2 protein-coding genes are annotated in these 1,375 nt (G+C 55.8%); both read left to right on the forward strand.

Going from position 1 to position 1,375, the window contains the following annotated elements:
- Positions 1-282 precede the first annotated feature (282 nt).
- Positions 283-1,026: a DMT family transporter gene (locus tag LK493_RS10040; protein ID WP_227790922.1), complete on the forward strand. Its 744-nt coding sequence runs from the start codon at positions 283-285 to the stop codon at positions 1,024-1,026.
- Positions 1,027-1,251: 225 nt separating this feature from the next.
- The coding region (locus LK493_RS10045) for a PTS sugar transporter subunit IIC (RefSeq protein WP_227790923.1) at positions 1,252-1,375 on the forward strand (124 nt) is incomplete at its 3' end.

A 1,375-nucleotide genomic window follows, 5' to 3' on the forward strand; every position in this document is an offset into this window, starting at 1 on the left:
CCATGGTCGTGGGCATCATCGGCGCGTTCTTCGGCGTGCTGGCGTAAGGGCCCGGTCTATTATCTGCCCCCAAGGGAAACGGCGACCCATTGCGGTCGCCGTTTTTTATTACCGAAAGCTAGCTGGAGGTGCTTCGTGATTCGATCTGACAATCCACCCGATAATGGCGTGAGCGGGGCGATGTATCTATTTGGTACGGCGCTCTTATGGAGTTTTATCGGCATCCTCGTTCGCGCCAATTCGCAGTCAGCTCTTTTGATCGGTGCCGTTACGGCAATATTTATGGCGCTCTTTATCCTGCTCGTCGGTAGGCCCGTCCTCCGCGTCAGCCGTCTTATTGTCCTTGTGGCCGTCTGCAACTTCGTGACGGGCACCACGTTTAACTTTGCCAACCAGCTCACGACGGTCGGCAACGCGATCGTCCTGCAGTACACCTCGATGATTTTTGTTATCGTGTATCAGTCGCTCGCAACTCGCACGTTGCCCTCGCCTGCGAAGATTGCCTCCGTGTTGGTTGCTTTTACGGGTATGGGACTTTTCTTTTTAGGCGATTTGAGCGCCGAGGGCATGCTCGGCAACCTGCTTGCCGTCATTTCGGGAGCCACCTTTGGGCTGTGTTTCTTTTTGAACTCTCGCCCCGATGCGTCGCCCATGGTGTCCTCGCTCATCTCCTGCGGTATCTCGATGCTGCCGATCGTCTATTTTGCTGGCGCCCTAGACTCCGTGAGACCATTTGAGTGGGGGCTCATGCTGGTGCATGGCCTTTTTTGCAGTGGCCTTGCGAGCGTGCTGTATGCCAAGGGGATCGCGCGAACCAACGCGTTTGCGGCCAACTTGGTTTGCATGAGCGAGGTCGTGCTCGCTCCCTGCTGGTCGGCGCTCTTCTTTGGCGAGGTCTTTCGCTGGAACGAGTTTTTGGGCGCGGCGATTATCGTTTTGGTGATTGTGGCCAACTTGGCATCCGATGCCTTTGGCGATGGCTTTCTGGTGGCGCTTGTCCGCCATCGAAACAAAGAGCGCGCCTGATGAGATACGTCTGCCGTTTACGGTAAAAAACACCCCGCTGAGCGAGTGGTATTAAATAGTAAGAACCTGCATATCTATAATTGGTATCAAATCATTTGTGCCTGGCATGGGTGTTAGCAGCACACCAGGTACGCTTCGAGCCGTGGAATCGAACTCCCGGAATTGATATCAACAACGCGCGCGACGGGAGTGACGACGGTTCGAGATTCCTTATTGGGAGGAATTATGCTTGTCCAAGCAATCCTCGTCGGCTTAGTCGGAGCGTTTGGATGCCTCGACTACCAGCTCGGCACCCTCTACGCGTTCCGCCCCATCGTCCTGTGCCCGCTCGTGGGCCTGGTGCTGGGGG

Origin of the sequence: Collinsella aerofaciens, from assembly GCF_020709435.1 — a bacterium.
Taxonomy (GTDB): Bacteria; Actinomycetota; Coriobacteriia; order Coriobacteriales; family Coriobacteriaceae; genus Collinsella; species Collinsella aerofaciens_AU.